Genomic DNA, 22,136 nt, shown 5'->3' with positions numbered 1-22,136 from the left:
TAGGTGGAATGATGAAAAATAGAGATTCAAAGGAATTTTTAAGAAGATTTAAAAATACATTAACCAGGCGTTATATATTAAGAAGAGAATTGTCAAGAGGTGGCGACGATGTAACTTTGTTTACATATGATCGTAAATCTAAAAAAAATAAAATTGTTAGATTTTTCAATTTTGCAGATACTCCTAATATCACATTACAAAAAATACTCAATGATTTTGATCGTTTTAAAATAAAAGAAGTCAGTCAACATACTAACATTTTAACTATAAACGAAATCAATGTATTTTCTGATATGATGAACTTTGATTATATAGGATTAGATGCTGATTACTTTGATTGCGTTTCATTAGAAGAAAGAGCAATTAACTACATTCCAATGTTTGAACGTTACCGAATCATTTATAGCATATTATCTGCTTTATTACATTGTCATGAATATGGCTTGTTTCATCAAAATGTAGGACCTCAAAACATATTTGTTTCAGAAAAAGAGGTAAAACTATCCGAGCCGAGTTCTTGGGTTATTCCTATACATCATTGCTATTCAATTTATAAAGAATATGAAGCACCAGAATTTAAAAAAGGCAATATAGCAAATGAACAAACGGAGATTTATTCAGTTGGGAAAGTATTTAAATATTTAAACACAATAAATGGTGATAGTAATAACATAGCAGATATGATTATACAAAAAGCAACAGCATTTGATGCTGCCGCAAGATTTAAAAGCATATTTGAGTTTAAGCAAGAAGTAAGCAAACTCATAGAGTTGAGTAGATATTTATAAAACCAAAAACACAGTTTGTAAAAACTGTTCAGGCGTCTATACCGTTTAGGAAAAATACACATGTTGACAATAAAACTAAAATCGATATATATTAAAAATACGTTAGCAAAATCTAGCGTCAGACGTGGAAATCTGAATTTTTACAGGAGCGCAACCGCTTAAGCGGTATTTTTATGCGTTAAACTTAGTCACATCTTTTCAATGGTGGGCTGAGTGGGTCAGCCGTAAGGTTGGCTGGTCTTCCTGTAAGCCAGTTTCCACACCTGCTTGGTTCACCTCCAGAGCGTGGAAACTCTTTAGGTGATTAAACTTTTTTACAGGAATTTAATCATGAAAATCTCACAAATTACACCCGTTGACACATCAGAAAATGTTGTTATTCATTTAAATCAATTCGCAAAAATCGAACAGGCCGAGACAATCGCCCGCGCTTGCATAAACGCACATTCAACCCCTGCCGATTTTATGGTTATGATTTGCTGTATAGCGGATTTATTGCATGCAGTGATTGAAAAAACAGAATAAAATAAATATTAGGTGGTCGATGCTCTTGCTTATCAGGGAAAATTCATTTATCATCAAAATACGTTAGGTAACTCACTTTCTATACGGTGATCGGGTATCAGTGGTGGTACACTGTACCCCTTAAGGCTCTTGGTTGAGCCTTAATTCTTTATAACTGCTTCTTAGTAATTTTTTCAGCTTCATCCTCTGTTAAATCTAAAATTAAACCTTCTCTAATAGGTGAATTTATCGTCTGATTAAAACCGCTAAATAGTTTTATATAAAAATCAATAACATAATAAAATTTTTTCTTGAAATTTTCGTTTTAAATTAATATACTGTATTTAATTACAGTATATTAATTTTCATTAGGAGCTACTCAAATGGGTGATATTGAACTAAAAAATCAAATTAAATTAGAACGTGCAGAATTTATCAGTAGGTTGATGATTGATGCCGAATTATCTCAACGTGACGTTCAGATTGGATTGTGTTTGCTGCATGAATCTCTGTTAAAAATACAAAAAAACACTGAACATAAACCTAACTCGATCAACTCGGATTAACCATGTCCAATGCCAGTTGTGGGCTAATATCACGGCTGGCCAAATAGGTATTTATCCGCCCCAATCCACGCGCGCTAGGACTTAAAACCCGATCAAATTCCGATTTTATTCTAAACGTCAGGCCGCATTCAGGATCAGAACACGAACAATATTGATAGTTTAACAGTTTATGAGTGCGTGCGGTTTTTGTGATCACTGCGCGTTGTCCGCATTCTGGGCAAAATAGTAAAGGTGTTCGGCTCATGTTATTCCCCGGGAAGTTCTACACGAGCCAATTATAACAGATTTTAATCAGTTTGCGGAATAATTACTTCAAAATCAAATAGTAATCGATTGGAAAATGGTGAATTAATGATGTCCTGATCGTTGTTCACTGAATCACGGATTAAATCTTGCAAAACTTTGGTTTCTGTGGCCATATAGTTTTTTCGCAATTTAGTTACATCGCCAGTATTCGACCCGTTGGCAGGAATTACCCCGGATAGACCGGCAGGGAATCGATGTGCGTTCAATAGATCCTGTGCTGAAATGTTTTTGATATTGGCAAATTCGTCTTTGGCCGAGTTTAGATCGCCGACGGGTATTAGTTTTATACCGTCAGGGTTACCCTCCGGAATGCTTACAAACATATTTTTGAAATTACCTACCCCTTTTGAGTTTTCGATCCGTTCTTTTATTTCGTTTTCGACTTCATCAGAAATATTTGGATCATTAACGTAAAAAATGTAGCCCATGTGTGCACCATTATTATAATAACGACGGCGAAACATAGTTGATTCACTGTTCAACATTGCACTATTAACACCACCAAGGTAATCTGGTAGCCCGTATACGTGCTGCTGAGTATCTGGTATTTTCACCTGTATTACGTCGTCAACTGAATAGATAACAGTTTCGTTTTTGTTGGGAAAAACCCAGCCGGTGATCTCGTTTTCATCCTGGTTTTTTTGTGCCCTTAAATATAGTGACATTAACGGCATTAATCCGACTACATTACCGAACACGTTACGCAGTTTTAATAAATAACAATCACCAAAAATGATTAAATCTAAAAATGCTCCCATTGCTTGCATGTTGTTTAAACCACCGCTTTTGTAAGTGCTCAATAACATGTTGCGCCGTGCCTGTACTATTCCGCCGTGCTGAGCGTTAATATTGGGTAATTGTGACAACGCTAGCCGATCAACGGGTAGAATATAACAATCTCTTTCATATTCGTTGCGAGCGCCATAATAATAAGTGAGGTCGGTTAATACTGTTTCTGGCCGTTCAAATGATATTGAACTCATTCGAGTTGTTTTAGTTTTTTTTCGTTTAAAAGGATTAATCATTTTTGTAGTACCCATTTTGATTGTCGTTTTTTTGTGTTGTTCAATGGCTCGTTAAACACAGCGTGCGCGATTGCAAAAAATTCGTCTGCGTGTCCTGTCAATTCTGTTCGACTAGCGGCATATGTGATCTGATTTGATTTGGCCGTAGTTTGTTGCTCAATTGACATAAACGCCGTGATTAGGTTTTTTTGCTCCTCGTCCCACTCGATCCGCCCCTCTTCTACGACGTCAACCATTTTTAATACCAATTGATTTTTTATGTTGACGTTATAGTGAATGTCTCGCACTTCACGGCGAGCAAACTCTTTAATATGCTCATAAACACCATAGCCGATTCCAGTTATATCTATGCCAATATACGTGATGTTGAATTTTGATTTAATCTTCTTTATCTCGTTGGCCATGTATTTAAAATTCATGCCTCGCCATTGATAAATTGCTAATATTCTAAATTTTTCGTCGGGATGTAATGGCGGTGCCACTAATACAAACGTGGCATTATCCCTCGTTCGGCTGGGATCAAAACCTGCCCATACCTCACGATTTCCAAATGGTCGATCTGCCTTTAAGTCCAGATCTTGCCACGCACTAGCGTCGGTTATGCATTTTTGCAATTTTTCGAAGTCAAATACCCCCTTTCCGCTTTCGGCAAATTTACAACAATATAAAATCTTGAACGCTTGAATACTATTCGATTCTTTCAGGTCGTCGATATCGACTTTATCAAAACCGAGATTGATAGCATCTTCCATTGTGATCAACAGCCGCCAGAATTTATCCGGGCAAATGGTACCGTTCATTCGTAGCGTTTCATCGGCCGGAAAGTCAATATTTTTGCGTTTAGGTGATCCGTCTTTCCATTCCTCGCCCGACCATAATTTGTAACAAGGGTGATCTTTGGTGCTAGGTGTTGAAAATAACGTTATTCTAAAATCGCCCAGCGTTGCCATAGCTTTTGCACCGGTATAAAGTTCAATGAATTTTGACATCCAAAAAACTTCATCAAAATAAACATTACCGCTATAGCTTTGTGCTGTGCTTACGTTATTGGCACATAAAATCAAATTGGCGTGGTTGCTCAGTGTGATAAAATCGCCGCCCTTTATTTCAACCCCGAAAAACTCATCTGCAATACGTTTAATGTACATTGCAAATACGCGGGCTTGCGCTTTAGACGATGATACAAATATCTGATTATTTCCCGTTAATACAGCATCTTCAAACGCCTCAAAAGCAAAATAGAAGGTAAATCCGATCTGCCTACTTTTTAAGATAAATCGATAACGTGATGCCGTTTTATGCTCTCTAACATATAACTGGTGGGGATATAGCAACGTTTTTGCAACATTATCAAAATCTTCTTTCGTAATGCCGGAAACGTCATTTTTTCGCTTTTTACGCGGTTTTCTGCCGGGTTTGTCATTCAGTTGTTGTAAATTGTTGCTATCGCCTGTACTTGTTTTTACAGCATCCGCAACCGGCGTTAGTTCAGATTTTAGTTGATTCTTAGCTCGCGCATTGATTAATTTAACGTGCTGAATAATTAAATTATCAATTTCTTTTAATTCAATCTCGGTCTTGTTATCACGAGCGACTAATAGCGCTAACCGACGATTGATAGCATCTTCTACCGATTCTTCACTCAGCAGTAATGACCATTTGTATTTTTCTGCCCAATAGTAAACGATCCTCACATTTTTTAAATGCAACGATTTAGCTATCTCTTTCGGCGTATGGCGTTGTAAATAAAGCGCTTGCGCCGCTTTTATTAATTCGGGATTGTATCTCATGTGACTATTGTCTAACAATCACGTAAAACACTCATCAAAACCTTTTCGGAAAAGGCTTTATATCCGAATCACATCTGGTGAAAATTCAATTATTAATCGTTAACATACACACATCGATTAAATCAATTCAACCAAGTTAAAAATATGGCAGAAATAAAAATTAGTGATTGGTTATGCATCGCGCAGGAGGGTAAAACCATTGACGGTCGAGAAATCAAACGGGAATGGCTCGAAAGCGTTGTGAAAAATTATAGTGCAGAATTATATCAGGCTTTAGTTTGGTGTGAGCATGAAGATCCATTCTGGCGGCAATTTTCTGCCAACTTGGGCACGGTTGAAGAATTAAAGTTAGAGGAAAAAAAAGGGAAGCTAAGGCTGATGGCTCGTTTACGTGCTAACGCTATTCTTCAATCAATGAATGAACAAGAGCAAAAAATCTATTCATCGATTGAAATTTTACCGGATTTCCCCGAAGACGGTGATTTTTACCTTGTCGGGCTAGCTGCAACCGACCAGCCAGCAAGCGCTGGCACTTCACGACTTGCTTTTTCAGCTAATAAACAGGGTTTTCGAGCAGAGCCAGTTTTACTATTTAATTCTGAAAAAAATAATTGCTTACAAAGCAAAAAAATTAATTTATCAAAACTCACTAAAAGAGAGAATTTTAGCATGACACAAGACGAAATTGATGCGCTACTTGCCGAGCTTGAAGAAGCCAAGAGCGCAATTGCAGAACTCCAAGAACAAAATAAGACACTGATTGAACAGCTTGAAAATGGTAACGCCGAAGCAGCACAAGCAACAGCCGAAGAAATTCAAGGCAAGGCTGAGCAGGCAATCGATAACATTGAAGACGCTAAAGAAGCAACCGAAGCCGCGGCCGACAATGCTGAGTTTTCACGAATTAAAAAAGAAATGGCGCAACTCAAAGCAGAGCACAAAGCACTAACAGATAAATTTAATGCATTGATGAAAACCCCAGTGAGTCAAAAACCGGGTATTAGTTCACAAACATTTAGCATTGATTTGCACTAAGCACTAATAAACTATGAGATAAAACATATGTTAAATCAAAAAGCAGAACAGTTAATACAAAAATATTGCACGGCACTAGCTAAGCAAGCCGGCGTCATGGATATTACTAAGCAGTTTTCGTTATCTGATCCGATGGATACACGACTTCGTGAGGCTATTTTACACAGCACCGAGTTTTTAAAAATGATAACGTGTTTTGACGTTGATCAACTGAAAGGGCAGGTTGTTGTTACGGGCACTTCTCAATTATTGACGGGAAGAAAGTCAGGCGGTCGATTTATCAGAAAATTGGGCGTAGATGGTAACACTTACGAATTAAGCGAAACCGACTCATGTGCGGCATTAGATTGGGCAACGTTAAGTGTCTGGGCTAATTCGGGCGGTGAAGGTGAATTTTTTCGCATGATGCAGAGTTTCATCGATAAGCAGTTCGCCCTGGATATGCTCCGCATTGGCTTTAATGGTGTCAGTGTTGCAAACACTTCCGATCCCGACCAGTATCCAAATGGTGAAGATGTTAACAAAGGTTGGCATCAAATCGCTAAGGAGTGGAATAACGGATCTCAGGTTTTAACCGGCGGTGTCACTTTAGGTGTTGGTGGAACATATGAAACATTGGATGCCATGGCCTCGGATCTTGTCAATCATCTACCCGTTGAGTGCCGCAACGATCCAAATATCGTGATATTAGTTGGTAGTGATCTGCTTGCGCGTGAACAGTTCCGCTTATATAGCAAAGCCGACACGCCAACTGAAAATCTAGCTGCGGCGCAACTTGATACAATTATCGCAGGTAAAAAAGCCTTTGTTCCGCCATTTATGCCGGGTAAACGAATTGTGGCAACCACACTTAAAAATCTTCATATTTACACGCAAAAAGGCTCTCGACGCCGTGCGGCTGAAGATGTGCAAGATCGCAAACAGTTCGAAAACAAATATTGGCGCAACGAAGGTTATGCATTGGAAGTGCCGGAATTGTATGTCGCTATTGATGAAAGCGCAATTTCATTTGTTTAGTTTAATTTGTATTGCCGCTGGTTGTGAGCTAGCGGCTCAATAAAGGGTAAGTTTATGACAGTTGTTTTATCACCATTTCAACAACATCGGGAAAAAATAGCTCAAATCAACCAAGAAACGGCCATTTTAGTTGATTCTAAAGAGAGTCTGCATATTGTTAATGCTGAGTTGGAGCGGGATATCAAATACCTGCGCACCTTTGGTAATAACATGGCAGAGCGTAATGAATACAAATTAAACGTTGTATTGCCCAAATGGTTACCAAAAGCCGAGCGTTATTTGCAAGAAGAGCGTATCTACCCTAACCCAATTTTTGTTTGGTGCATAATTTGGCTGTTTGATACTCAGCAGTTCGATCAGGGTCTCGATTGGGCAGAAATTGCAATAGAGCAAAATCAGGACACGCCGACGGCGTGGAGCATGAAACTACCGGGTTTTGTGGCTAGGGCTGTATTTGAGTGGGTCGAAACCACGGCCGCCAATGGTCACTCAATCGAGCCGTATTTTAGTCGAGTGTTTGAACTTGTAAAAAACAAGTGGCGATTATATGAATCGGATAAGGCCGAATGGTACAAATTTGCTGGTTTATATCTATTACGCGATGAAAACGGCACGCCAAAAGCCACTGCGATTGATAATGTCGACACGTTAAAACAAGCGCAAGAACTATTGACACAGGCGCATGAAATTTACAGCAAAGTTGGTGTAAAAACTATGCTAGGGAACATTGAGCAACGAATTAATGCATTAACAAAATAACAGACTACACACAACCACCAGCGCCCAGCAGATGCGGATCCAGCATTTGCGAAATTCAAAATCTGTGTACGGGCGCTTTTTTAGAGGTATTTATGTTTAGTGGACAAGATTTTTCACAACAAAAAGTCATTATTAAAAATGACGGTTTTTGGCCTGATTTAGATTTATCTGAATTTCAAGTTGAACGGGCCATGTCACCAAACATTAACGCTCGGTTATTACGTGATGCGGTTGTGTCGGCAGTTGTTGAGATCAATTTGACGCTAGAACAATACAAAAAAACACAAATATCTAACGGAGTTAATACAGCATCAAAATGCGGAGTAGTCAGCGTTGATGACATATCATCAACAGTGATTATTTATAAAAAAGCTGTTTTTGCAAGGGCTAAAGCCGATTTGGTCGGTGAATTTGTCAGTATTGCTAGTCGAGATGACAAACTCGGCGAAAGCCAAAAAGAAATGCAGGCTGCATTGCTCGCGGAAAGCACACGAGAAATTCGTAAATTATTGGGTCTACGACGCTGTGGGATTGCGATAATATGAGTTTAATTAATGAGTTAACCACATTTTTAAAGGGTAACCTGCCTCCTGCGTTATATCGTGGGCAAAAATTTGGTTCGTTCATGGGCAATCTGGAAATCGATCGGGTATTTAAATTGGTAACAAAACAGCCAACAGAGCAACTTTTATGCGCAAAACTGAGATACGATGCCGTAATAACGTTTGACGAATTCCCGTACCGAGTTTATGACCCGTGTTTAGTATTTGCATTAGTTATGTGCTGGTTAGAAAGCAAAAACAGTGATGACGAACAATTTAATAATGTCAATCCAGATATAGATGTATCAGAAAACGACGAACAAACGGCGTATCTAATGATTTCAGTGCCACTATTCGAAAACATTACGTTAATTGAGCATGAAAACGGGTCAATACCTCATCGAGGCAAGCGTTACCGATTAGGTGAGACTAGTATTTGGATGCACCCAGAACAGGTAAATATCAATGCGAATTAGCGGCGAACTAAATAAAGTTCAATTAAAAGAGTTGCAAGCCGCCATTAAAAAGCTGGAGATGCAGAAACATAAAAAACAACGTCTTTTGTGGCGTATAGCAAAGCTGGGCATGATTCCGGCAATAAAAAGGAATATTAAAGAACAGAAAGACTTTAATGGTTCTGGTTTTAAAGAAAGGAAAGGCAAGCGTAAAAGCCCACTTTTGAAAAAAATAGCTAAACATATAGTAGTTAGAGAAATGCCGGCGATTGAAGCGGTGAAACTCTATTTTAAGGGACATTATAAAAGCACGTCGGATAAAAGCATCCCTATAGGCGTAGTTGCTGATGTGCAACAAAATGGGCGAACAATTCGACAAAATGCTAAACAGTTTAAAAAGCAATCTAATAGCAAAAAAAAAGGTTCGATTACAAAACAACAAATTAAAAAATTAAGAGAGCTAGGACATACGCACTCAAGAAAAGGAAAAGAAGTTAAATCATCGGTTAAGTGGCTTCGTGAAAATTATTCAAAGGCACAGGCAGGCGTAGTAATAAAAAGAATGGTCGATGAGCTAGTTAAGCAATTTTGGTCAGTAAAAATCCCTAGCCGTGCGTTTATGGGTATAACTGATAACGAATTTTCCAAAATATTAGAACGACAACTTAAAAATATTAGCTTTGGCTGGGATGTAAAAGCCCAAAACATGAAGAGGTAAAAATTAAATGACTTGGCCAACAATTACAATTAACCAATTAAATCTACTACAGGGCGAAACGGACGAAGTGGAGCGCCGCTTTTTGTTTGTCGGCAATGCTAGCAAAAACAAGGGGCAAATTATTTCAGTCAATGCGCAAACTGATTTCAACAGTGTATTGGGTAATGATGATAGCGCACTAAAAAAAGGCGTATTAGCAGCATTAGAAAATGCCGGCCAGAATTGGTTTGCCAGTATTGCAATACTCAATGACGGTCAGGACTGGACAGACGCTGTTATGAAGGCTCAGCAAATCGGATCGTTTGAAGCTGTCGTTTATGCTGAAAACATCAACAGCAAGGCTGAAATCAACAAAGCTATCACACTCCGTAAAAACCTCATTGCCAAATATGGCCGCTGGGTACGTTTTATTTTAGGTGTTGAGGGGCTACAATCCAATGAAACATGGGCTAAATATGAGTCAAGATTAGCTACGTTGCAAAGCGGTATCGCAGAATATGCTATCACATTAGTACCGATGATTTGGGGCAATGAGCCGTTTGTTAACGCTGGGCGATCATGTAATCGTTCTGTGACTGTTGCCGACGCGTTGGCACGGGTTAAAACGGGTGCAGTCAGTAATTTAGGTCGTGATACCCTGCCCGTTGATGCGGCGGGTATCGAACTGCCATTGGCAACATTACAAACACTGAACGCAAATCGTTATAGCGTGCCGATGTGGTACCCAGACTATGACGGCATTTATTGGGCAGATGATCGCACGTTAGATGTTGAGGGCGGCGATTATCAATCAGCCGAAACCGTACGCGTTATCGATAAAGTCGCACGAAAAATCCGATTATTAGCTATCGCTAAAGTTGCGGATGCGTCATTTAACAGTTCAGCTAATTCAATCGCTGTTCACCAGCAATATTTTGCTAAACCACTGCGTGAAATGTCTATTACTACGCAGATCAATGGTATTGAGTTTCCGGGCGAGGTCAAAAAACCGCGAGACGGCGATATCGTTATCACGTGGCAATCACAAAAAATTGTCGATATTTACGTCGTAGTGCGCACGCGTGATATTCCAATGCAAATAACTATTAGTCTGATGTTAGATTCATCATTAGATCAGTAATCAGGAGTAAAAAATGGGTTCGAGAATTTCGGGAAAATCATTTGACGTCAATTTTGGCGGTGAATTAATACAAGTTAAAAGCGTGACGTTAACTATCACTGATAACAGCGCCACAGCTACAACCAACGGTGTGCCCGACGGGCATATAGCTGGGTCGGTGTCAGCCGAGGGCGCAATTACGTTGACCAGCAAATATTTTAATAAATTAATCGATATTGCCAAAGCGGCCGGATCATTTCGTGATATGCCAGAGGCTGATTTTATGTTCTATGCCAATACCGGGGATGAGGAGCAAAGGATCGAAGCGTTTGGATGTAAGTTGAAAATTTCGGATCTGCTCAATGCTGATAAATCCAGTGACGATGAAACTACGCATACTATCGATTATATGGTGACATCACCCGATTTTGTCAGCATTAACGGAGTACCGTATCTATCAGCAACAGATACACGCAATTTATTAAATAACTAGATAACTAGGTTTTTACAATGACAGATGATGAATCGTTACTAGTCAAAATTGGTCTGGTCGGATTTATGCTCGGCATAGCTAAATTGTTAGCAGGAGACGAGGCGATCACGTGGCGAAAAGTTGTTGGCAGGTCTTTGCTTGGTACCGGCTCCTCGCTGATTGCCGGACTAATCATGATCCCCCACCCCAATGCGCCGCAATTGGTTGTTGTTGGAGCCGCGGCGTTGTTAGGTATTTTAGGGCATTCATTAATTGAATGGGTTGTTATCACCTATATAGATAAGAAGAAAGAGGATAATAAATGAATTTGTCACAACACTTTAAACTTTCAGAATTTGCGTGTAAATGCGGTTGCGGCCGTGATGATATCAATCCGAAATTGATTGATGTGCTGGAGGACGTGCGGATTCATTTTAACACCCCAGTCTACATTAACAGCGGTTGCCGCTGTCCACAGCATAATCAATCCGTGGGCGGAACGCGGCACAGCCAACATATTTTAGGTAATGCGGCTGACATCAGCGTCAAACGCGTTAATCCTAAATCTGTGGCTGATTATTTGGAAACCAAATACCCGGATAAATTCGGCATTGGTCGCTACAAAACATTTACCCACATTGACCTCAGAGCAATTAAGGCGCGCTGGGGTTCAAATGAATAAAAGCCGGCTGGTCATTGTTGGAATTTTTGTATTAATGGTTTTCGGATCTGGTGTTTATTTTGCGTCATTACAACATGATAGCAAATTGTTAAAACAGATAAATCAGCTGAATCGTGAAACAAACCGACATCAATTAGTTATTAACAATAAATCGCACGAGCTGGAAATAAAATTACAACAGGTTAAAACATATGAAAGACAAAATCACAAAAAACCGCAGGCCGCTGGCGATGCTACTAATAGCAATTGCATTAGTTCTGATTTTGTCGAGCTGTTCAATCAACAAACAGCAGAATACGAGAATATTTTATCAGCAAAACACGTTAACGAAATGCGTTGAAACATTGCCGCGTATCGAAAATAACACAGCATCGGCAATACAAAACGCATTAATTGAATGGCGCGGCATTTATATTGACTGCGCACTCAGACACAACATTTTAATTGAAACAATAATCGAGGTAGAACATGAAAATCACATTAACAATTAATGGCACAGATATTACATTCGAGCCGACAAAGCTCGCTTATAACTCGTATATCAATGATATTACGATGAACGACAAAATCGCTCCAGCAACTAATTTTTTACGTCGTACTGTCGTCGCAGACGATAAAGAAAAGTTAAACGAGATCCTAGAAAAACACGTCGGCGCGGCATTACAAATTATTGAGAAAATTATTAAACAATTTGTTCCCGATTTGGAAATTGAGATAAAAAACTAAACAGGCGAGTTAGTAAAATTAGCAAAAATTCGTTGGAACAACTGCTAATTTTGCGCCGCTACTATTTGCCTACTGAGGACGATAGCAGCGAAAACCTCGCCCGTGCAGCATGGTTAGATAATCATTTATCCGAGGTAACGGCTGCGGCAGTGGCTAACGGTATAGGTAGAGCATTTAAGGGCGTTAAATAATGTCATCATCATTAGATTTTACAATTAGATTGACGGATCGCGTTACAGCACCGCTGAAACGTGTTCAGGCACAATTTAAATCGTTTAATGCGACCGCAGCCAATTCGTTTAAAAAAATTGGTGGCGGCGGGTTGGCGCTGTTTGCCGTTGCTAAAAGCATAACTGCCCTTCTATCTCCTGCCGAAGAAATGGAGCGTGCGCTAAAAAACGCCAGTATCGGCGGTGTTTCGTCAATTGATAACCTGCGCACTGCTGCTAAAAAATTTAGTGCTGAGTATGGTACCAGCGCGCTTGATTTTGTTAACTCCGCATCATCAATTAAAAGCGCCCTAGCCGGTATTAGTGATCACGATGTACCGCAAGCAACTGCTGCAATGAATTTATTATCAAAGGCAACCGGTGACAACATGGAAACGTCAACGGCTTATATTGAACAAATGGCGTCAAGCTATAAAAACACCATGAATAAGGTTGGTCAACTAAATTTTGCACGTCACGCCGCCGGCATTGCCGCCTATGCAAAATCAAACTTTAATGTATCAACCCAACAACTGCAAAGCATGATGCAAAGCACAAAAGGTACAGCGGCTAATAACGGCGTCAGCATGGCCGAGCAGTCAGTTGTACTGAGCATGGCGAGCAAAAGTCTTGGTAATGGTGCTGCTGGTTCATATGCAGCACTGTACAAAAACTTAGGCAAAGCTGGCAAAGAGTTAGGGCTTTCGTTTGCTGATGCTAACGGCAAAATGTTATCAATGCCGGATATCATTGAAAAAATACAGGGCAAATTTGGTCAAGATTTATCAAAAAACATAAAAGCCCAACAAGCTCTTGATAAAGCACTGGGGGGCGGAGCTGACATTATCAAAGTGCTCGCAAATAATTCTGGTGAATTGCGACAACACATGAAAGAGGTCGGCAAAGGTCAGAATTTTAAACTAATGCAGCGAATGGCCGAGGCGAATGTGAAACCGCTCGATCGGATCAGCGCTCAATTCATGAACATTAAAGAATCTCTCGGCCGCGCATTATTACCAGTTTTAACACCTGTTATGAATACGATCGGAGGATTAATTGGTAAATTTTCTAAATGGCTGGAACTGTTCCCTAATTTAGCCAAATGGTTAGGTATTGTCACAGTGGCGTTTATGGGGCTGGCTGCTGTGGCCGCGATTTTCGCAATTATTTCTGGGGTTGTCTCGTTGCTACTCTCGCCTATTATGTTGATCGTTTTGGCAATCGGTGCGGTAATCGCTGTTTGTTGGATTTTTCGGGATAAAATCGGCGCTGTTATCAATTGGGTTATTGATAAATTTCAGGCGTTTTGGACAGCGCTCAGTCAAACGTGGTTTATTCAGGCGTTGATAAAATTTTTCCAATTTCTGGGGGCAGTTTTTTCGACTGTTTGGCGTGGGATTTCCGCGGCGTTTGATGCATGGATATCAGTAATTGGCTGGCTGTTTAATACAATTGTTTCCGCATTTTCAACAATCATCGACGTTATAGGGGATTTTTGGAACAGCATCCGTGACACCTGGATCATTAATCTGCTGGTCGATAGTTTCAACTGGTTGTTTGATCTGGTGTGTTCAGGTTGGGATCTGATTATGTCGGCGTTCGACGCGTTGGTTGACGGGCTGTGTGCTGCCTGGGATTGGTTTGTGGGATTTTTCACCGATTTTTCGTTTTTTGATTCGTTTTCTGAAATCGGGAGCGCGTTGATCGGGATGTTCTCGAACACCTGGAAAAGAGTTAAAAACATGGGAGTTGCGGTTATCAACGCTATTATCGAGGGACTCAATTACATACCGGGCGTAAATATTGAGCTGCTAGAATACGAGAAAATTGACGAGCCGGAACGCGCCCCTGTCAACCCTGCTAAATCGCCGATTACTAGCACTGTTGTTAGTGAAATAGAGCCTGGAGGGTTGTCTCGTGAAATTCGCAATAACAAATCTCAATCTATCGATAATAGTAAAAATATTCAATCGGTTACTATAAACAACGCGCAGCCACTGACGCCTGCGCAATTACAGGAGTGGGAAACGCTCTATGCTGGATAAGTATTTTGATTTACTGATAACTGATCGCGATTTTATGCTCAATGCCGGCTATGAGCCAATTTTAGCAAAAAATCAACAAAGCATTGGGCAGGATATTCAGCACGCAATTATCGAAAGCGGTTTAGCCACTGAATTAGTTGCTGAACGATCGCCCACAATGCGTTACGACGTATACACTAAAATTATTTTACTCGTGGAAAGCGATCGTCGAATTGTGCCTGGCACGGCGCACATCAAAGAGGAAACGGCAGGACGGCTTTATCTGACTGCTGACACATACGAATTTGGAAAAATTGGAGTAACAATCGATGGCTGATTATCAGAAAATGTTTGAAAAAATCCTGCACGACCATGGTCTACCTATTGACGAAAACGCCGTACGCAGCGAGTTCGAGGAGTTGGTCAGAACTGAAGGGCTGATTACCAACACGTCGAAATATTCGCCGTTTTGGCGTCTAATTTTAGCTATTGTCATTCAACCTTATATTTGGCTAAAAAATGCATTTATCAAAAACGTGCTGATGAATATGTTTTTAATGACAGCCCGCGGTCAATTTTTAGATTTGTTTGCTAATGCTGTTAATTTAGAGCGTAAACCAGCAACAGCGGCAACAGGTGAAATTCTATTTACTAAATCAAATCAGAATCTATCGGTGGTTATACCTGCGGGCACTGTCATCAGTTCTCCAGAAATTAACGGCGTTACGTATCAATTACAAACCACTCAGGAGTATAGTATCCCTGTGGGCGTTGAACGTGCACGTGTTCCTGTGGTGGCAGTCGGCAGCGGTGAAAATTACAATTTAGCCGCAGGTTATTATCGTTATTTGGTTGAACAGATCGACGGCATAACAGTTGCCAATGATGACAATTGGCTGATCTCTCCGGGCGCTAATATTGAATCAGATGATGATTTACGAGAACGCGTCAGAAACCAGTACAATTTTGTCGGGCATTACCATACAGATGCGGTTTACCGTGGTATTGTGACAACAATTACCGGGATATCAACTAAACAAATCTATTTTGTTCACGATGCGCCTCGTGGCCCCGGTACGGCTAATCTGTATCTATTATTAAACGATGGCGTTGATTCGACCTATTTTATAGACAAAATAAACGACCATATTATGGGGCACGGCTACCGTGGTCACGGTGATGATTTACGTTGTTTTGCAATACCAGATAAAAAAATTGATATTAACGTCAAATTGTATTTTGATCGTGAACAACAGCCGTCTGATGTCAATCAATACGTATTGAATGTTGAAAATTTTATCCGTTGCGCATTTCGTCAGAACAATGACTACAACGTAACACCAGTAAACGCTTTTTCCCGTTTTAGTATCTCAAAATTAAACGAGGAACTACATGATCAGTTTTGCGAATTGCATTCGATTGTATTTGACATTGGCGACATTGTCAGCGAATTAGAGGTACCTCGACTGCGAACACTAAAAATTAGTGCCGAGGTTACAGAATGAAATTACAAATTAAATTGCCAATTTGGATGAACAAAGGCGAGCCGTTAAAACTGGCTAACGCCGCAGTTCAATACTGGGAACGGATGTATAAATGGTTGCAATTCCCCATTTTGCAGTTCGACCCGCTAACCTGTGATGCGCGGCTGTTATTTTTATACGCGTATCAACGAGACATTCAGCGACTGAATAATGAATCCCTCCAGCTCTATCGAAGACGCATTAAATACGCGTGCTCTAACGCCGCTGATTCTGGATCCGTTGCCGGGTTTAGAAATATTTTTGAGCGTTTAGAAATTGGTGCAGTTCAAATACTGGAACGTCAGCACGGCTACGATTGGGACGTTATTATTCTGAGATTATCAGATAACCAGTTAACAAATAATCGTGAATTACTAACTGAAATTATCAGACAATACGGCCGAACGTGCAGACGTTATTATTTTGAGATTGTTCACACGCAACCAATTCGTTTTCGATGCGGTGATTTCAATAATAATCAGCGTTACAACGGATCTGAATTTGATTTTAAACGAACACACCTGTCAGCGGTAATTGTTAGCGTTGGCGGATTTGGTGAAATAAAAACTCTACGGGGTACAACATGAGTAAAACGGCAATAATAAAAACAGGCGAACAATTTTTTATGCGTCAACTGAGCCAATCCCAACCGATAACGTTGGATCGGGTAATTTTTGCAAATATTGACGGAGTTAACGGGGATACCGATATCGATTTTAACGGTTTGATACCGTCCGCTGATCAGGTTGTACACACAGCGCCTGTCACTCAGACCGGGTTATTAAACGATAGAACCGTGGTTTATTCGGTTATTTTAGATACCGGTGTCGGGGATTTTTTGTTTAATTATATCGGGCTGATTAACGCGGAAACTAATACGCTATGTATGGTAATGCATACTGATCTAACTCGAAAAATAAAAACCGCTGGACAACGACAGGGTAATACTATCACTGAATCAATTTGGTTAGAAATCGATAACGCGTCTGAATCAACGGGTATTACAGTTAATGCAGAAACCTGGCAAATTGACTACTCAAAACGATTGGCGGGTGAGGATGAGCGCATCCGATTAACAAACTATGATTTATATAATCGATTGGCAATTCATTACGGTTTTGAAATAACCAAAACTGGCGATCAAATGGCTGTATCGTCAGGTTTGGCGTACGTTGCCGGTTTACGTGTTGAACACAAAACTGAAACCTCGATAAACATTGAAAGCAATCAATCGCTATATATTGATGCGTGGCTGGCTGGTACCGCAACTGGCGAATGGTCAGTAAACTATAATTTAATTACAGGTACAAATTTACGGGATTACGAACACGCCGGATCTGCTCATTACGTTGAACGTGTTGCCTCAGTTGACGCCAATGGTCAGCTGATTGTTGTTAAACCGAAATCATTTGTCACCACGTCCGATCGTGCGTCAACTGATAACTGGGGGATAGTCCGACTCAGCTCGGCAACAAATAGTGAATCTGAATTAGAGGCGTCCACACCGCTGGCCGTAAAAATCACTCACGATTTGGCATCGTCAGCGAATGATAGCGCTAGTCACGCACACGAAAAATTGTCCGCTATTGAGCCGGTTGTGTCCCAGTTGCACGATAAAATATCTATTAACAACAACAAAACCACAATTTTTTCACCCAATAAACAATTTGGGTACGTCATTGACAATGACGGCACGATTGGTCGCTGCGATAGCGACAACCGTTATTCATGGGCGTTTGATCGTTCAGGCGTTTTAACAGGCGGACGAGTGCCGGCAGCAAACGTTATCGATTTATCAAAACACGTTGAACAATTATTTTCGCAGGGCTGGAGCGATCGTGCTGGTTTTGTTAAATTGCCGTCTGGGGTTTTGATCCAGTGGGGGCAGGTCGATTATTACGAATCATGGGGTGCGAATGGCGGAACTGGTAATTTTTTTACCTCGTTCCCTAACGCGTGTCTGTCGATCGTGTGTAGTGACCGCGACGCTGGTGCACACTCGATCGGCGCCTGGCCAATATCACGATCTCAATTTAAATTCTGGGGTCGTTCCAGCGAGTCGTCTTTTAAAAACTCAGCCATAACGTATTTAGCTATAGGGGTATAAAATGAGATTTTTTTTCGATCACGATTCCAATTCGTTTTACATTGACGCTGTCAACGATTCGATCCCGCACACGGCGATCGAAATCACGCAGCAGCAACATCACGATTTATACGCTGCAATCAACGCTGGTTGCGTTGTATTTGATGATTTGTCGTATTCAGAGCCTAGGCCGTCTCAGTTTCACGAGTGGGACGGCCAGAAATGGGTCAAAAATATTTCTAGCTATGATCGTTATATCATTGAGCAGAATCAGACTGTGAAAAATTTATTGATTTCTGATGCTAACGAACAGATAGCTGTGTTACAGGATATTATCGATCTCGATATGCAGTCCGCGGATGAGGAGCGGCAGCTCAAACAGTGGAAAAAATACAGAATTTTGTTAACGCGTATTGACGCGAATCAAACTGAAATAAATTGGCCAGCGAAACCGGAATAATCAATTATGTGGTGTGATAAAACATTTTCATTAGCAAAATATCAACAGATGAACTATGAGATTATAGCGATTGAGCCGTATCCAATTACTAATAGCAAATTTTTATCCCCCACCGAGGCGATTAACGCACTGCAACGCCAGATCGACAGCATAACGCCGGTTGCTGTTATGATGATTTCGTCTGTAACAGAAGCTGATTTTATTCATAGGTTAACGGCGTTTAGCCGGTGCTGGGATTTGCCAGAAATTACGCGCGCATTGAGAACAGCCAAAACTGTGCAGGATTTGGAAATAACAAAAATGGTTATCCCAAGCCCTGCCGATCGCAGGGTGGTCAAACAATTGTCATCTAATAACACTCGTGCAATTATTAATGCTCAAACATTGAAATTGGCACAACACTGCCCTCAGTCGTCAATAAACAGCGTAATGCGTGAACTGCAACAGTTTGCACAGAAAAAATCTGAAATTTTAAATAATGTCGCAGACAATACGGCATCATTAACTGGCGGTTGTGTTGATGTTAATTTTTTCTATGGTTTGCCCTGTGAGCTCTATAAAAATTTGCCCAACAGCGAGCATATTTTTACGTTTTTGTTAGCGTTTTCAGATATTAATTTAACCCCTGTTTTGGAGCTAGTGTATGATCGAGAACTCGTCAGCCAATAACGGATCGTCAGGACGCGTTGATAATATTGTATTGGCGTTGGATGGTGAGTCAATCGTATTAAAAAATCCGTCAGTTTCCGTTGAGTATGATTTGCCAGAGGATGACCAGAGCGGACAATCCTCGTCAACAAACAGTAGTGAAAAAGGGATTAAGCCAAAAAAGTTAAGCGTTAGCGGTTTGATTGAGTTCTCAACGCCGGATCGGCTCAGCCGTTTAATCGAATTGTCGTATCAAACAGAAAACGGCGGTGCAAAAAAATTATATCGTATCGCCAACGCCACGGCTAACGTCGTCAATCTACGTGAGGCTGTTTTCAGCGGAAAGGTTTCGGTTTCTCCTCACTCATCACTGCTCGCGTGGCAGGTGGCCTTCACGCTATCAGAGCGGAAATCTGTCCCCGAAAAACGAGAAACTCGCGCGCAACAACTGGCGGTAGAAAACGGTGATGAGCACGTCGGGGCGATAATTGAAGAGGTGCCAGGCGAGGAGGCGGAAAACGCTGAGCTTTCCTGGTTTGAGCAGAATGTTTTGGCGCGGGCTAATGATGCGTTAGGGTAGTCAAATGAGAATAAACAAATGTGCAATTGTCAATGGCGAGCGCATTCAGATTATTGATTGTAATATCGTTTTGGAATTAAATTCGTGTGGACGTGGTTTTATTACCGTCCCTGCTAACGATTCATACATAAACAAAACGTTGATTATAAACGTTGGATACGGCAATGATTTGCAGCGATTTTTTACCGGATACGTCGAGGGTGAGCAGCCTGCGGCACGCAACACTAAAAAATTATTTGTTCGTGAATTAATCGGATGTTATCAACAAACGATTGATTGCTCGTTTCAACATCCAACATTAAAAATTGTTACTGATTATTTAGCGTCAAAAAACGGTTTACAATTCGATTTGCCAGCCGCTGATTATGTTAATACTAAAATCCCGCATTTTAAACACGCAGGAACAGGCGATCATCTATTACGCGAGATCGGCAGAGCGTTCAGCATTCCGGAATACGTTTTTTTTCAAACGCCGACAGGCAAAATCTATTGCGGTAGTTATAGTGACAGCTATTTTTCTGATAAAAATATCGATTTGGGCGACAATTTAAATAAAGTTTCGTCGTCTACCGCTGGATCAAATATGGTGGAAATTCCACTGGTACCAAAATTACGGCCTGGAGTAAAAATAAACGGAAAAAAAATTACTACTGTCAATTTGATTAACGATAATATGACGATCTCGTTTGAGGATGTCACCGTTAAAAAATCGGCAGCACGCCGTCAAATTGAACGAGAATTCCCAGAGTTGGCAGACGGCTATCATCTGTCAAAATTAGCCCGTGTTGTCGCAATTTCGGACGAAACTAATCTAGGTGATATATCAACACCATTTCGCCCTAAATACGCAGTAAACGTGCAATTATTGGATGAAAACGGCAACGAATCTAAAACACCGGTCTATAAATCCGTTCCCTTGCCGGTAACCAATATCGGATCTGAGGGGGGATCGTATCATTATCCCGAGGTAGGTACCGAGGTTGAGATAGGTTTTATTAACGGCAGACCAGACCAACCAGTAATACGCAATATTTACCCAAACAACAAAACAATGCCCTGCATCAAAAAAAACGAACATCTGCTACAGCAGCGTGCAGAGGTTTTTACTAAAATTGACCACGTAGGCAACATGACCCGCGAGAGCGATCAGACGGTAACTGATAACGCCCGCGATTATTGTTTAAATAGCGATTCGTCAACAGAAAAAACAACAACCAAAACAGTTTCGGTTGCTGCAAATTATACAGTTAATGTCTACAGTAATTACAAATTGTCCGCTAACACGTTAAGTGCGATTTCGTTAGGTGATTTTACAGTCGGCACCAACTCGAACCAGGTGCAATACGTGGGCAAAAATTACACGTTAAACGTTGACGGGGATCAGTGCGTCCAAATAAAACAAAATTGTGATTTAACGGTGACTAATAGTATCACAACCACCGCTAGCGAAATTCGTGAAACGGTTGCCACTATTCGTCAATCAATAGCCGGTGCCCAACAACAAATACTGGCGCCGTCGGTTTGGTTGGGATCGTCAACAATAAATATTTCGCAACTGATGCTAGACACGTTAGAATTAATTGAACGCCTCGCAGAGCTGACCGCTCAACACACACATCCAAATACCAGCCCTCCTACAAATTCGGCGGCAATTAACGGCGTTAAATTAGATGCTCTCAAATTGGATGAAAAATATTCGCCAATTATAGCTAAATAGTCGTTGTTTTGATTAGCCCCTGCTGGGGCGTTTTATTGTGCTCTTATACATCGAAATAGCGTTTTCTATTATTTTCGATTGCGGCGTGCCTGTCAGTTTACTCAGTTCAGATATGAGTTCAATTGTTTCAATTGGTAGTTTGTATCCTCGCGATTTTACCCGTCGCTTTTCATCACTACGTTTTTGGATTTCTGATCTCGATAATGCCACGTTAGCCCCCTATTGATTTTTAATTAATCAATTGATATATTAGGATCATCGGTGGGGTGGCACCCCCACCGTTGATTGGAACTAGTAAACAGGTATCGCTACCGTTATTAGAACCAAGAGAATTAAGATCCTAATCATCTTATTCTCTCCTTATTTGCCCCCGTCTGCGGTCGGGGGTTTACCGTATCAGCACCC

General features: G+C 40.7%; 29 protein-coding genes. 25 read left to right on the top strand and 4 right to left on the bottom strand.

Going from position 1 to position 22,136, the window contains the following annotated elements:
• Positions 1-11: 11 nt before the first annotated feature.
• The 3 genes from A9G10_RS03665 (at position 12) to A9G10_RS03655 (ending at position 1,858) form a co-directional block, all read left to right on the top strand.
• Positions 12-788 carry a protein kinase domain-containing protein gene (locus A9G10_RS03665; protein WP_065558329.1) on the top strand — a complete coding sequence of 259 codons (777 nt, stop codon included), beginning with the start codon at positions 12-14 and terminating at the stop codon, positions 786-788.
• A gap of 330 nt (positions 789-1,118) precedes the next feature.
• Positions 1,119-1,313, top strand: coding sequence for a hypothetical protein (locus tag A9G10_RS03660; RefSeq protein WP_065558328.1), 195 nt, complete (start codon positions 1,119-1,121; stop codon positions 1,311-1,313).
• Positions 1,314-1,675: 362 nt separating this feature from the next.
• Positions 1,676-1,858: a hypothetical protein gene (locus A9G10_RS03655; RefSeq protein ID WP_065558327.1), complete on the top strand. Its 183-nt coding sequence runs from the start codon at positions 1,676-1,678 to the stop codon at positions 1,856-1,858.
• Here the strand turns inward: A9G10_RS03655 and A9G10_RS03650 are convergent.
• The 3 genes from A9G10_RS03650 to A9G10_RS03640 are packed head-to-tail and all read right to left on the bottom strand — an operon-like array spanning position 1,845 to position 4,979.
• On the bottom strand, positions 1,845-2,102 hold the full coding sequence (locus tag A9G10_RS03650) for an ogr/Delta-like zinc finger family protein (RefSeq protein ID WP_065558326.1): 258 nt from the start codon (positions 2,100-2,102) through the stop codon (positions 1,845-1,847). The genes A9G10_RS03655 and A9G10_RS03650 overlap by 14 nt on opposite strands.
• A gap of 43 nt (positions 2,103-2,145) precedes the next feature.
• The gene (locus tag A9G10_RS03645) at positions 2,146-3,204 is read right to left on the bottom strand and encodes a phage portal protein (protein ID WP_065558325.1); all 1,059 of its coding nucleotides are present in this window, start codon (positions 3,202-3,204) and stop codon (positions 2,146-2,148) included.
• Entirely contained in the window at positions 3,186-4,979 is a 1,794-nt protein-coding gene (locus tag A9G10_RS03640) for a terminase large subunit domain-containing protein (protein ID WP_065558324.1), read from the bottom strand. Before A9G10_RS03640 ends, A9G10_RS03645 begins: the two co-directional genes overlap by 19 nt.
• Positions 4,980-5,123: 144 nt before the next feature.
• Between A9G10_RS03640 and A9G10_RS03635 the strand changes: the two genes are divergently transcribed.
• From A9G10_RS03635 to A9G10_RS03535, 22 genes are all read left to right on the top strand, one after another.
• Positions 5,124-6,014: a GPO family capsid scaffolding protein gene (locus A9G10_RS03635; RefSeq protein ID WP_065558323.1), complete on the top strand. Its 891-nt coding sequence runs from the start codon at positions 5,124-5,126 to the stop codon at positions 6,012-6,014.
• A gap of 27 nt (positions 6,015-6,041) precedes the next feature.
• Entirely contained in the window at positions 6,042-7,031 is a 990-nt protein-coding gene (locus A9G10_RS03630; protein WP_065558322.1) for a phage major capsid protein, P2 family, read from the top strand.
• A 54-nt stretch (positions 7,032-7,085) separates the two neighbouring features.
• Positions 7,086-7,790 (top strand): phage terminase small subunit, encoded by a 705-nt coding sequence (gpM, locus tag A9G10_RS03625; RefSeq protein ID WP_065558321.1) that lies wholly within the window; start codon positions 7,086-7,088, stop codon positions 7,788-7,790.
• Positions 7,791-7,882: 92 nt separating this feature from the next.
• Positions 7,883-8,335, top strand: a complete 453-nt coding sequence (locus A9G10_RS03620) for a head completion/stabilization protein (protein WP_081299004.1) — start codon at positions 7,883-7,885, stop codon at positions 8,333-8,335.
• Positions 8,332-8,808, top strand: a complete 477-nt coding sequence (locus A9G10_RS03615) for a phage tail protein (RefSeq protein ID WP_065558319.1) — start codon at positions 8,332-8,334, stop codon at positions 8,806-8,808. The genes A9G10_RS03620 and A9G10_RS03615 overlap by 4 nt, the downstream gene beginning before the upstream one ends.
• Positions 8,798-9,505, top strand: a complete 708-nt coding sequence (locus A9G10_RS03610; RefSeq protein ID WP_065558318.1) for a hypothetical protein — start codon at positions 8,798-8,800, stop codon at positions 9,503-9,505. Before A9G10_RS03615 ends, A9G10_RS03610 begins: the two co-directional genes overlap by 11 nt.
• 7 nt (positions 9,506-9,512) lie before the next feature.
• Positions 9,513-10,625, top strand: a complete 1,113-nt coding sequence (locus A9G10_RS03605; RefSeq protein WP_065558317.1) for a DUF2586 domain-containing protein — start codon at positions 9,513-9,515, stop codon at positions 10,623-10,625.
• Positions 10,626-10,638: 13 nt separating this feature from the next.
• Positions 10,639-11,097, top strand: coding sequence for a phage protein (locus A9G10_RS03600; RefSeq protein WP_065558316.1), 459 nt, complete (start codon positions 10,639-10,641; stop codon positions 11,095-11,097).
• 17 nt (positions 11,098-11,114) lie between these two features.
• Positions 11,115-11,402, top strand: coding sequence for a hypothetical protein (locus tag A9G10_RS03595; protein WP_065558315.1), 288 nt, complete (start codon positions 11,115-11,117; stop codon positions 11,400-11,402).
• Positions 11,399-11,758, top strand: a complete 360-nt coding sequence (locus A9G10_RS03590; protein ID WP_065558314.1) for a D-Ala-D-Ala carboxypeptidase family metallohydrolase — start codon at positions 11,399-11,401, stop codon at positions 11,756-11,758. The genes A9G10_RS03595 and A9G10_RS03590 overlap by 4 nt, the downstream gene beginning before the upstream one ends.
• On the top strand, positions 11,751-12,098 hold the full coding sequence (locus A9G10_RS12750; protein WP_065558313.1) for a hypothetical protein: 348 nt from the start codon (positions 11,751-11,753) through the stop codon (positions 12,096-12,098). The genes A9G10_RS03590 and A9G10_RS12750 overlap by 8 nt, the downstream gene beginning before the upstream one ends.
• A gap of 128 nt (positions 12,099-12,226) precedes the next feature.
• Positions 12,227-12,484, top strand: a complete 258-nt coding sequence (locus A9G10_RS03580; protein WP_065558312.1) for a putative phage tail assembly chaperone — start codon at positions 12,227-12,229, stop codon at positions 12,482-12,484.
• A 32-nt stretch (positions 12,485-12,516) separates the two neighbouring features.
• Positions 12,517-12,675 (top strand): DUF6890 family protein, encoded by a 159-nt coding sequence (locus A9G10_RS12745; RefSeq protein ID WP_179855803.1) that lies wholly within the window; start codon positions 12,517-12,519, stop codon positions 12,673-12,675.
• Positions 12,675-14,738 carry a phage tail tape measure protein gene (locus A9G10_RS03575; RefSeq protein WP_065558311.1) on the top strand — a complete coding sequence of 688 codons (2,064 nt, stop codon included), beginning with the start codon at positions 12,675-12,677 and terminating at the stop codon, positions 14,736-14,738. Before A9G10_RS12745 ends, A9G10_RS03575 begins: the two co-directional genes overlap by 1 nt.
• On the top strand, positions 14,728-15,054 hold the full coding sequence (locus A9G10_RS03570) for a DUF2590 family protein (protein WP_065558310.1): 327 nt from the start codon (positions 14,728-14,730) through the stop codon (positions 15,052-15,054). The genes A9G10_RS03575 and A9G10_RS03570 overlap by 11 nt, the downstream gene beginning before the upstream one ends.
• Positions 15,047-16,222, top strand: a complete 1,176-nt coding sequence (locus A9G10_RS03565) for a baseplate J/gp47 family protein (protein ID WP_065558309.1) — start codon at positions 15,047-15,049, stop codon at positions 16,220-16,222. The genes A9G10_RS03570 and A9G10_RS03565 overlap by 8 nt, the downstream gene beginning before the upstream one ends.
• Positions 16,219-16,827: a phage tail protein gene (locus tag A9G10_RS03560; protein ID WP_065558308.1), complete on the top strand. Its 609-nt coding sequence runs from the start codon at positions 16,219-16,221 to the stop codon at positions 16,825-16,827. The genes A9G10_RS03565 and A9G10_RS03560 overlap by 4 nt, the downstream gene beginning before the upstream one ends.
• Complete coding sequence (locus A9G10_RS03555; protein WP_065558307.1) at positions 16,824-18,347, top strand: phage tail-collar fiber domain-containing protein; 1,524 nt, start codon at positions 16,824-16,826, stop codon at positions 18,345-18,347. Before A9G10_RS03560 ends, A9G10_RS03555 begins: the two co-directional genes overlap by 4 nt.
• A 1-nt stretch (position 18,348) precedes the next feature.
• Positions 18,349-18,786 carry a tail fiber assembly protein gene (locus tag A9G10_RS03550; protein WP_065558306.1) on the top strand — a complete coding sequence of 146 codons (438 nt, stop codon included), beginning with the start codon at positions 18,349-18,351 and terminating at the stop codon, positions 18,784-18,786.
• A gap of 6 nt (positions 18,787-18,792) precedes the next feature.
• Positions 18,793-19,455 (top strand): hypothetical protein, encoded by a 663-nt coding sequence (locus A9G10_RS03545; RefSeq protein WP_065558305.1) that lies wholly within the window; start codon positions 18,793-18,795, stop codon positions 19,453-19,455.
• Positions 19,430-20,014 carry a baseplate complex protein gene (locus A9G10_RS03540; protein ID WP_065558304.1) on the top strand — a complete coding sequence of 195 codons (585 nt, stop codon included), beginning with the start codon at positions 19,430-19,432 and terminating at the stop codon, positions 20,012-20,014. The genes A9G10_RS03545 and A9G10_RS03540 overlap by 26 nt, the downstream gene beginning before the upstream one ends.
• 4 nt (positions 20,015-20,018) lie before the next feature.
• Positions 20,019-21,731: a hypothetical protein gene (locus tag A9G10_RS03535; RefSeq protein WP_065558303.1), complete on the top strand. Its 1,713-nt coding sequence runs from the start codon at positions 20,019-20,021 to the stop codon at positions 21,729-21,731.
• A gap of 12 nt (positions 21,732-21,743) precedes the next feature.
• Here A9G10_RS03535 and A9G10_RS12980 read toward each other — a convergent pair whose 3' ends face one another.
• A complete protein-coding gene (locus A9G10_RS12980) occupies positions 21,744-21,941 on the bottom strand; it encodes a ribbon-helix-helix domain-containing protein (protein WP_081299001.1) in 198 nt (65 codons plus the stop codon).
• Positions 21,942-22,136 lie beyond the last annotated feature (195 nt).

Origin of the sequence: Gilliamella sp. wkB308, from assembly GCF_001690185.1 — a bacterium.
GTDB lineage: Bacteria > Pseudomonadota > Gammaproteobacteria > Enterobacterales > Orbaceae > Gilliamella > Gilliamella apicola_I.
The sequence above is the reverse complement of the archived record's forward strand: the minus strand, read 5'-3'. Positions and strand labels throughout refer to the sequence as shown.

Coding starts and splice junctions, on each gene's coding strand:
- A9G10_RS03665 (WP_065558329.1), top strand. CDS start 12: ATGAAAAATAGAGATTCAAAGGAATTTTTAAGAAGATTTAAAAATACA.
- A9G10_RS03660 (WP_065558328.1), top strand. CDS start 1,119: ATGAAAATCTCACAAATTACACCCGTTGACACATCAGAAAATGTTGTT.
- A9G10_RS03655 (WP_065558327.1), top strand. CDS start 1,676: ATGGGTGATATTGAACTAAAAAATCAAATTAAATTAGAACGTGCAGAA.
- A9G10_RS03650 (WP_065558326.1), bottom strand. CDS start 2,102: ATGAGCCGAACACCTTTACTATTTTGCCCAGAATGCGGACAACGCGCA.
- A9G10_RS03645 (WP_065558325.1), bottom strand. CDS start 3,204: ATGGGTACTACAAAAATGATTAATCCTTTTAAACGAAAAAAAACTAAA.
- A9G10_RS03640 (WP_065558324.1), bottom strand. CDS start 4,979: ATGAGATACAATCCCGAATTAATAAAAGCGGCGCAAGCGCTTTATTTA.
- A9G10_RS03635 (WP_065558323.1), top strand. CDS start 5,124: ATGGCAGAAATAAAAATTAGTGATTGGTTATGCATCGCGCAGGAGGGT.
- A9G10_RS03630 (WP_065558322.1), top strand. CDS start 6,042: ATGTTAAATCAAAAAGCAGAACAGTTAATACAAAAATATTGCACGGCA.
- gpM (WP_065558321.1), top strand. CDS start 7,086: ATGACAGTTGTTTTATCACCATTTCAACAACATCGGGAAAAAATAGCT.
- A9G10_RS03620 (WP_081299004.1), top strand. CDS start 7,883: ATGTTTAGTGGACAAGATTTTTCACAACAAAAAGTCATTATTAAAAAT.
- A9G10_RS03615 (WP_065558319.1), top strand. CDS start 8,332: ATGAGTTTAATTAATGAGTTAACCACATTTTTAAAGGGTAACCTGCCT.
- A9G10_RS03610 (WP_065558318.1), top strand. CDS start 8,798: ATGCGAATTAGCGGCGAACTAAATAAAGTTCAATTAAAAGAGTTGCAA.
- A9G10_RS03605 (WP_065558317.1), top strand. CDS start 9,513: ATGACTTGGCCAACAATTACAATTAACCAATTAAATCTACTACAGGGC.
- A9G10_RS03600 (WP_065558316.1), top strand. CDS start 10,639: ATGGGTTCGAGAATTTCGGGAAAATCATTTGACGTCAATTTTGGCGGT.
- A9G10_RS03595 (WP_065558315.1), top strand. CDS start 11,115: ATGACAGATGATGAATCGTTACTAGTCAAAATTGGTCTGGTCGGATTT.
- A9G10_RS03590 (WP_065558314.1), top strand. CDS start 11,399: ATGAATTTGTCACAACACTTTAAACTTTCAGAATTTGCGTGTAAATGC.
- A9G10_RS12750 (WP_065558313.1), top strand. CDS start 11,751: ATGAATAAAAGCCGGCTGGTCATTGTTGGAATTTTTGTATTAATGGTT.
- A9G10_RS03580 (WP_065558312.1), top strand. CDS start 12,227: ATGAAAATCACATTAACAATTAATGGCACAGATATTACATTCGAGCCG.
- A9G10_RS03575 (WP_065558311.1), top strand. CDS start 12,675: ATGTCATCATCATTAGATTTTACAATTAGATTGACGGATCGCGTTACA.
- A9G10_RS03570 (WP_065558310.1), top strand. CDS start 14,728: ATGCTGGATAAGTATTTTGATTTACTGATAACTGATCGCGATTTTATG.
- A9G10_RS03565 (WP_065558309.1), top strand. CDS start 15,047: ATGGCTGATTATCAGAAAATGTTTGAAAAAATCCTGCACGACCATGGT.
- A9G10_RS03560 (WP_065558308.1), top strand. CDS start 16,219: ATGAAATTACAAATTAAATTGCCAATTTGGATGAACAAAGGCGAGCCG.
- A9G10_RS03555 (WP_065558307.1), top strand. CDS start 16,824: ATGAGTAAAACGGCAATAATAAAAACAGGCGAACAATTTTTTATGCGT.
- A9G10_RS03550 (WP_065558306.1), top strand. CDS start 18,349: ATGAGATTTTTTTTCGATCACGATTCCAATTCGTTTTACATTGACGCT.
- A9G10_RS03545 (WP_065558305.1), top strand. CDS start 18,793: ATGTGGTGTGATAAAACATTTTCATTAGCAAAATATCAACAGATGAAC.
- A9G10_RS03540 (WP_065558304.1), top strand. CDS start 19,430: ATGATCGAGAACTCGTCAGCCAATAACGGATCGTCAGGACGCGTTGAT.
- A9G10_RS03535 (WP_065558303.1), top strand. CDS start 20,019: ATGAGAATAAACAAATGTGCAATTGTCAATGGCGAGCGCATTCAGATT.